Origin of the sequence: Microtetraspora sp. NBRC 16547, from assembly GCF_030268965.1 — a bacterium.
Classification (GTDB): Bacteria; Actinomycetota; Actinomycetes; order Streptosporangiales; family Streptosporangiaceae; genus Microtetraspora.
Genome location: NZ_BSSE01000023.1, coordinates 116943 through 123840 on the forward strand (window position 1 = coordinate 116943; position 6898 = coordinate 123840).

Below are 6898 nucleotides of genomic sequence, written 5' to 3' on the forward strand. Positions count from 1 at the left end.
GGAGACAGGCATGCGCCCTGGTGAGGGGGAAGAGGACGAGCCCCTCTTCCGTCCGTACGCCGTCACCGGCGGTCGCTCCGAGCCGCGTTATCACTTGGCGATGGAGACGCTCGTATCATCGGTGACCTTGATGAGCGATGACTACTCGCTGCTCAGCCCCGAGCAGGAGTCGATCATAGTGCTCTGCCGTTCCGTCCGTTCCGTCGCGGAGATCTCCGCGCTGCTGCGGGTCCCGCTCGGCGTGGCCCGCGTGCTCATCGCCGATCTGGCCGATGAGGGTCTGGTCCGCCTGCACATGCCGCAGCTCAACCAGGGACAGCCAGACCTCAACCTGCTCGAAAGGGTGCTCAGTGGACTTCGCAGGCTCTAGCCACGGCTCTCAGCGGGGCCTCGCCTCAACGAAGATCGTCGTGGCCGGCGGGTTCGGCGTGGGCAAGACCACCTTCGTGGGAGCCGTATCGGAGATCCTCCCGCTGACGACCGAGGCCGTCATGACCGACGCCAGTGTCGGCATCGACGACCTCGGTCTCACGCCGAACAAGACGACGACCACCGTGGCGATGGACTTCGGGCGGGTCTCCCTGGCCCAGGACCTCATCCTCTACCTGTTCGGCACGCCCGGTCAGCACAGGTTCTGGTTCATGTGGGACGATCTTGTACGCGGTGCGATCGGCGCGGTCGTGCTGGTCGACAGCCGCAGGCTGGCCGACTGCTTTCCCGCCATCGACTACTTCGAGGAGGCCGGGCTGCCCTTCGTGGTGGCGATGAACGGCTGGGACGGCGCCTACCAGCACTCGATCGAGGAGGTCAGGGAGGCGCTGTCGCTCGCGCCCCATGTCCCCGTGGTCCGCACCGACGCGCGCTCGCGGGACGCGGTGAAGTCCACACTGATCAGCCTCGTGGAGTACGTGCTCCGGGTGCGGACCGCGCACTGAGCCGACGTCGGCCGACGCCAACCCGAATGCCTGATGGAGCCGAAAAGGACCGTTAGCGCGTCCCTTATTGATGGCGATTGTGGCGAAATGTCCGATTTTTTGGCGCACTCACCGAGTGCGTCATGTTGAACACGGATTCAAATCAACTCGCCCACTGATCGCTAACGCTGTCCGGAAAGTCTTGCTTAAACCTGGTCTGGGCTGCAACACTCCTCCTTTGGCCTGCCCTTTGCAGAGCTCTCGAAGATCTGAATCCCGAAGGAGTTACGGTCGTGTCCCGTACCCGGTACACCCGTCGTCTTCCGGCTGCCGCCGTCGTGGCCGGTCTTGCCCTTGCCCTGGCAGCGTGCAACTCGGCGGAGACAGGAGCCGGGGCGGCTCCGACTGCGGCCGCTGAGAAGCTGGACCCCAACGCCGATCTGTCGAAGCAGTCCCTCAACATCACCATCTGGGACGGCTACTCGCCGGAGGACCTCCCGAAGAAGGTGAAGGACAAGTTCCACTTCGACGTCAAGGTCAGCATCCACGACACCAACGAGACCGCGATGGCGAAGCTCACCGCGACCGCGGACAGCGGCTTCGACGTCGCCTTCGTCTCCGGTCAGTACGCCCAGGCGCTCAGCGAGCAGGGCCTTCTCGAGCCGCTCCATCACGAGCTGATCCCGAACCTCTCGAACCTCTACCCCGAGGCGTCCGAGCTGTCCTACGACAAGGGCAACAAGTTCTCGGTCCCCTACACCTGGGGCACCACCGGCATCTGCTACCGCAGTGACCTGATGAAGACGAAGCCGACGAGCTGGAACGACATCCTCGACCCGGCGCCCGAGTACTGGAAGAAGTACACCCTGATGACCACCGAGCGCTGGATGGCCCTGCCCGCGCTCAAGGCGCTCAGCTTCTCGATCAACACCACCGACGACGGCCAGATCGCCAAGGCCAAGGAGCTCCTGGTCAAGGCCAAGCAGCACTTCCTGGCGTTCGACGACACGACGTTCGGTGACCGGCTCAAGACCGGCGAGGCCGTCATGGTCGAGGCGTGGGACGGTTGGTGCCCGGAGAACGAGAAGAACATCGAGTTCGTGGTGCCGAAGGAGGGCAGCGACCTCTGGGCGGACACCATGGTGATCCTGAAGAGCTCCAAGAACAAGGAGGCGGCGCACGCCTTCATCAACTACGTCCTCGACCCCGAGATCCACAGCTGGCTGGCCGAGAACATCTTCTACAAGGCCCCGAACAAGGCCGCCATGGAGAAGGTCGACCCGGCCGTCCTCGAGAAGTTCCCGTCGCTCAAGATGACCCCGGCCCAGCTGCTCCAGGGTGAGTCGATCATCGACCTGGGCGCCGACGCGGCCAAGTTCACCCGCCTGGCGACCGAGGTCGCGGCGCAGCAGTGACGCGAGTGACCCTCGGCTGACCGCGCGTTCGATCGCGTGACCCCGGCGCCTCCCTTCTGGGGGGCGCCGGACCGTTACAACGGGAGGGATCGGCCGATTCCGATCACTCGGGCCGACCCAAAAGCGGTCCTAAACATCCCGTTCTGTGGGAATAAGGTCACGATTGCGCGCGGTGCACGTTTGGCCGATCTGGTAATGGTGTGTTCCAATTACCCTCGCTTCAATGACGTCCCAGGCATCACAGCCGCCGCGCGGCTGAGGGCCACAGCTGCGCGTATATGAGCTTCGGCAAGAGGTTGCGAAAACCCGTGAGTACTCAAGACCCCAAGGCTGCCCCAGAGCCGGAGGCCGTACCGGTTTCCACGCCGGCCTCCGAGCCGGCGTCCAGGCGCGCCCCCGGGGACGGCGGTTGGTTCCGGCTGGGGAACTGGAGGGTGAGATCGCGTCTCGTCGCGCTCATCCTGCTTCCCACAGTCGTCGGTGTGCTGCTCGGTGGCATCCAGCTGGCCGACGCGGTCAACACATCGGTCGAGTACCGGCGCCTCAACGAGATCGCGGGCCTGGTCCAGGCCGTGGGCGCCCTCTCGCACGAAGCCGCCATGGAACGCGACTACACCGCCTGGTACGCGGCCACCGGCAGAAGGCCGGCCCGGCAGGCCCAGGTGCGGAACATGCAGCAGGCCACGGACAAGGCCAAGCAGGCGGTCATCCAGAAGATCGAGCAGCTCGACAGCGGCCACTCCGCGCGTGTGCGGAGCCGTGTCGACGACATCCAGCGCTGGATAGACGGTCTGCCCGGTCTCCGCAAGCAGTTCCTCTCCACCTCCAGCCCCGTGCCCGCCCGAGCCATTCTCGGCACGTACACCAGCATGATCGGGTCGTTCACCGCGCTGGGCGACGAGCTGCGCACCGCGACCGGCAACGACCGGATGTTCGGCGACGGCGTCGCCCTCGGCGCGTTCACCCGCGCCCAGGAGCAGCTCGCCCGGCAGCGGGGCATCCTCACCGTCGGCATCGCCGAGAAGGCGTTCACCAAGGACGACCTCTCCGACTTCCTCGGTGCCCGCCAGGCGCAGGACAGCAACTTCGAAACCTTCGAGAAGGAAGCCTCGGCGGAGAACGTCAAGTTCTACGCGCAGACCGTCAAGGGCTTCCCTGTCGAGAAGTCGTACTCCCTCCGAGCCGGCGCGCTCGCCCAGATGCGCGAGTACGGCCGGATCGTCGACCTGGACACCACGCGCCCGGGCGACGACCTGCGGCTGTGGTTCGAGACGATGACCACGACCGTGGACAAGATGAACGCCGTCGAGCAGCGCCTCGCCGGGTCCGTCGTGACGCAGACGCAGACCCTGGCGGACGACGAGCAGCGCCTGGCCATCATCTCCGGTTCCGCGATCCTCCTGCTCCTCGGCCTGATGCTGCTGATCACCACCGCGGTCGCCGGATCGCTCACCAGGCCGCTGCGCCGACTGCGCCGCGAGGCCCTGGAGATCGCCGGTTCGCGGCTGCCGCGCACGGTCCAGATGCTCCGCGAGTCGCAGGACGACTCGATCAAGGTCGAGGTCGCCCCGATCCAGGTCACCACGCGTGACGAGATCGGTGAAGTCGCCCGGGCCTTCGACGAGGTCCACCAGGAGGCCATCCGGCTGGCGGGTGACGAGGCCCGGCTGCGGAGCAACGTCAACGCGATGTTCGTGAACCTCTCCCGCCGCACCCAGACGCTGGTGGAGCGGCAGCTGGCCCTGATCGACGGGCTGGAGCAGGGCGAGCAGGACGAGGGCCGACTCGGCAACCTGTTCAAGCTGGACCACCTGGCGACCCGCATGCGCCGTAACAGTGAGAACCTGCTGGTCCTCGCGGGCCAGGAGCCCGCCCGCCGGTGGGGCCAGCCGGTCCCCGTCGTCGACGTCGTCCGCGCCTCCCTCTCCGAGGTCGAGAACTACGAGCGGGTGAGCCTCCAGGTGGCCGCGGGCGGCGCGGTCGTCAGCCAGGCCGTCAACGACGTCGTCCACCTCGTCGCGGAGCTGGTCGAGAACGCCATCTCGTTCTCCCCCCGCGAGACGAAGGTCGTGGTGTCGAGCAACCGCATCGACGGCGGCGGACTCATGATCTCCGTCAGCGACCTGGGCATCGGCATGACCGCCGACGAGCTGGCCCAGGCCAACTGGCGGCTCGCCAACCCGCCGGTCGTGGACGTGTCGGTGTCCCGGCGCATGGGCCTGTTCGTGGTCGGCCGCCTCGCGCTGCGCCACGGCATCCGGGTGCAGCTCCGCCAGCAGGACGCCGGCGGCCTCACCGCCATGGTGCTCCTCCCCGAGGCGCTGCTCGCCCAGGCCGGTGGCCCGGCCTTCCCGGGCATGCCGCCGGCCGACCCCGCCGCCGCCCAGTTCGGCGCGGCCCCGGCGCTGGCCAGCCCCACGCCCTTCGACTCCGCGCCGCGTACGCCGGTGATCGGGTCGGACGCCCCGGGTGTCGGCACCCCGGGCGCGGATCCGTTCGAGCGCGGCCCCTTCGACACGTTCGGGCGGGATAAGGAGCCATTCGCCAAGAGCGCGTTCGGCACCGGCGGCCCCACCGAGCCGGAGCCGTCCGACGCGCCCGCCCGCGACCCGTTCGATCCGCCCGCGGCCGCGCGGAACCCGTTCGACCCGCCCGCCACGGCGCGCAACCCGTTCGATCCGCCTCCGTTCGAGCGCGGGGCGGACTCTGACCCCTTCGGGAAGAGCCCGTTCGGCGCGGGCGCCGCGGAGCCGGAGCCGTTCGCGCGCAACCCGTTCGATCCGCCTCCGTTCGAGCGCGGGAAGGCCACCGGCGCTCCCGTCGACACGCCGTGGCCGGGACACCTGCCCGCGCCGGGCAGCTCCTCCTGGCCCACCCCGCCCGAGGACTCCGGCGGCTGGCCGGCCGCTCCGACCCGCGGTGCGTTCGAGCCGGACGTGGACAACACCGGCCCTCTGCCCGCCATCCGGAACTCGCCGATGGAGGACCAGCCGGAGGAGTTCCTGCCGATCTTCGCGGCCGTTGAGTCCGACTGGTTCAAGAAGGTCGAGCCGGGGACGGAAGAGACCGAGAAGGACTCCGGCAAGGAGTTCGACACGGCCGAAGCACGGCAATGGTCGTCCCCCGCCGACGCCGGATGGCAGGCCGCCAAGGCCGCCAGCGATCCGTCGCTCGGGGGAGTCACCTCCTCCGGACTGCCCAAGCGGGTCCCCAAGGCCAACCTGGTCCCGGGTTCCGCGTCGGCGATCGCCTCCAGCGGGGTGTCGGCTGCGCCGGCCCCCCCGCCGCCCGCGCCTTCGCTCTCGCCCGACCGCGTACGCAACCGGCTGTCGAGCTTCCAGCAGGGCATCCGGCAGGGACGCGCGGTGGCGCGAGGAGAGGCCAGCGGTGACCAGGGTTATCCGGGGGCGACGCCGACGACCGGCGGCGGCCCGGACATTGACAAGGAGGACGCATGAGGGAGATGAGCCAGGCGGCTCGCGGCATCAACTGGCTGATCACTGACTTTGTGAACAACGTTCCCGGCGTGGCCCACACGGTGGTGGTGTCGGCGGACGGTCTGCCGCTGGCGTACTCCGATGGGTTCCCGAAGGACCGGGCGGACCAGTTGGCGGCGGTGGCCGCTGGATTGATCAGTTTGACGCAGGGCGCGTCGCGAGTGTTCGAGGGCGGCCCGGTCACGCAGACGGTGGTCGAGATGCAGCGCGGGCTGCTTCTGATCATGTCGATCAGTGACGGGTCGTGTCTCGCGGTGCTCGCGTCCGCGGACTGCGACATGGGTCTGGTGGCGTACCAGATGACGCTGCTGGTGGATCGTGCGGGACAGGTGCTTACCCCCGCGGTACGCGCCGAGCTCCAGGCGTCCCAGCCCAGATAAAGGTGATGACAGGAGGACGCTGTGGCAGGCGGCGGCTGGTCGGATGAGCCCTTCCCGCCGGTGGACGACGCCCACCGGCACTATGGCGGGACGAACCCGATTCCCCAACCCGGACCGGCGGAACCGAGTTCACTGGTGCGCCCGTATGCGGTGACCGGTGGGCGTACGGCACCGCGTCTCCAACTCGCGATGGAGGCGCTCGTGTCCTCCATGACTTCGACCCACCAGGATCTGTCCATCCTCACGCCGGAGCGGCAGGCGATCATCACGCTGTGCCGCCAGATCAGGTCCGTGGCGGAGGTCTCGGCGATGCTGCGGATCCCGCTGGGCGTGACTCGCGTGGTCATCTCCGATATGGCGGCGGAGGGGCTGGTGCACGTGCACCAGCCGCAGTTGGAGGCTGGTAAGCCGGATCTGAACTTGCTTGAAAGGGTGCTCAGTGGACTTCGCAGGCTCTAGCCATGGCTCTCAGCGGGGCCTGACCTCGACGAAGATCGTGGTGGCGGGCGGTTTCGGTGTGGGCAAGACGACGTTCGTCGGCGCGGTCTCGGAGATCATGCCGCTGACGACCGAGGCGGTGATGACCGACGCCAGCGCCGGCATCGACGACGTGGGCCTGGTTCCGCACAAGACCACGACGACCGTGGCGATGGACTTCGGGCGGGTCTCGCTGGATCAGGATCTGATCCTTT

The 6898-nt window shown here is 68.1% G+C and carries 7 protein-coding genes; all 7 read left to right on the forward strand.

The window, feature by feature from the left end; genetic code table 11:
- Nucleotides 1–10: 10 nt before the first annotated feature.
- Nucleotides 11–370 carry a DUF742 domain-containing protein gene (locus QSK17_RS26885; protein ID WP_285708124.1) on the forward strand — a complete coding sequence of 120 codons (360 nt, stop codon included), beginning with the start codon at nucleotides 11–13 and terminating at the stop codon, nucleotides 368–370.
- A complete protein-coding gene (locus QSK17_RS26890; RefSeq protein WP_285708125.1) occupies nucleotides 351–935 on the forward strand; it encodes a GTP-binding protein in 585 nt (194 codons plus the stop codon). Before QSK17_RS26885 ends, QSK17_RS26890 begins: the two co-directional genes overlap by 20 nt.
- A 272-nt stretch (nucleotides 936–1207) precedes the next feature.
- A complete protein-coding gene (locus tag QSK17_RS26895; RefSeq protein WP_285708126.1) occupies nucleotides 1208–2329 on the forward strand; it encodes a polyamine ABC transporter substrate-binding protein in 1122 nt (373 codons plus the stop codon).
- Nucleotides 2330–2763: 434 nt separating this feature from the next.
- Nucleotides 2764–5787 carry a sensor histidine kinase gene (locus QSK17_RS26900; protein WP_285708128.1) on the forward strand — a complete coding sequence of 1008 codons (3024 nt, stop codon included), beginning with the start codon at nucleotides 2764–2766 and terminating at the stop codon, nucleotides 5785–5787.
- Nucleotides 5784–6206, forward strand: coding sequence for a roadblock/LC7 domain-containing protein (locus tag QSK17_RS26905; RefSeq protein ID WP_061259046.1), 423 nt, complete (start codon nucleotides 5784–5786; stop codon nucleotides 6204–6206). The genes QSK17_RS26900 and QSK17_RS26905 overlap by 4 nt, the downstream gene beginning before the upstream one ends.
- A gap of 60 nt (nucleotides 6207–6266) precedes the next feature.
- Nucleotides 6267–6665 (forward strand): DUF742 domain-containing protein, encoded by a 399-nt coding sequence (locus QSK17_RS26910; RefSeq protein ID WP_502889313.1) that lies wholly within the window; start codon nucleotides 6267–6269, stop codon nucleotides 6663–6665.
- Nucleotides 6666–6684: 19 nt separating this feature from the next.
- Nucleotides 6685–6898 (forward strand): ATP/GTP-binding protein (locus QSK17_RS26915; protein ID WP_285708140.1); only part of this gene is annotated, 214 nt, incomplete at its 3' end.

What these genes read in the sequence shown, in the direction of transcription:
- QSK17_RS26885 (WP_285708124.1), top strand. Translation starts at nt 11, where the DNA reads ATGCGCCCTGGTGAGGGGGAAGAGGACGAGCCCCTCTTCCGTCCGTAC.
- QSK17_RS26905 (WP_061259046.1), top strand. Translation starts at nt 5,784, where the DNA reads ATGAGGGAGATGAGCCAGGCGGCTCGCGGCATCAACTGGCTGATCACT.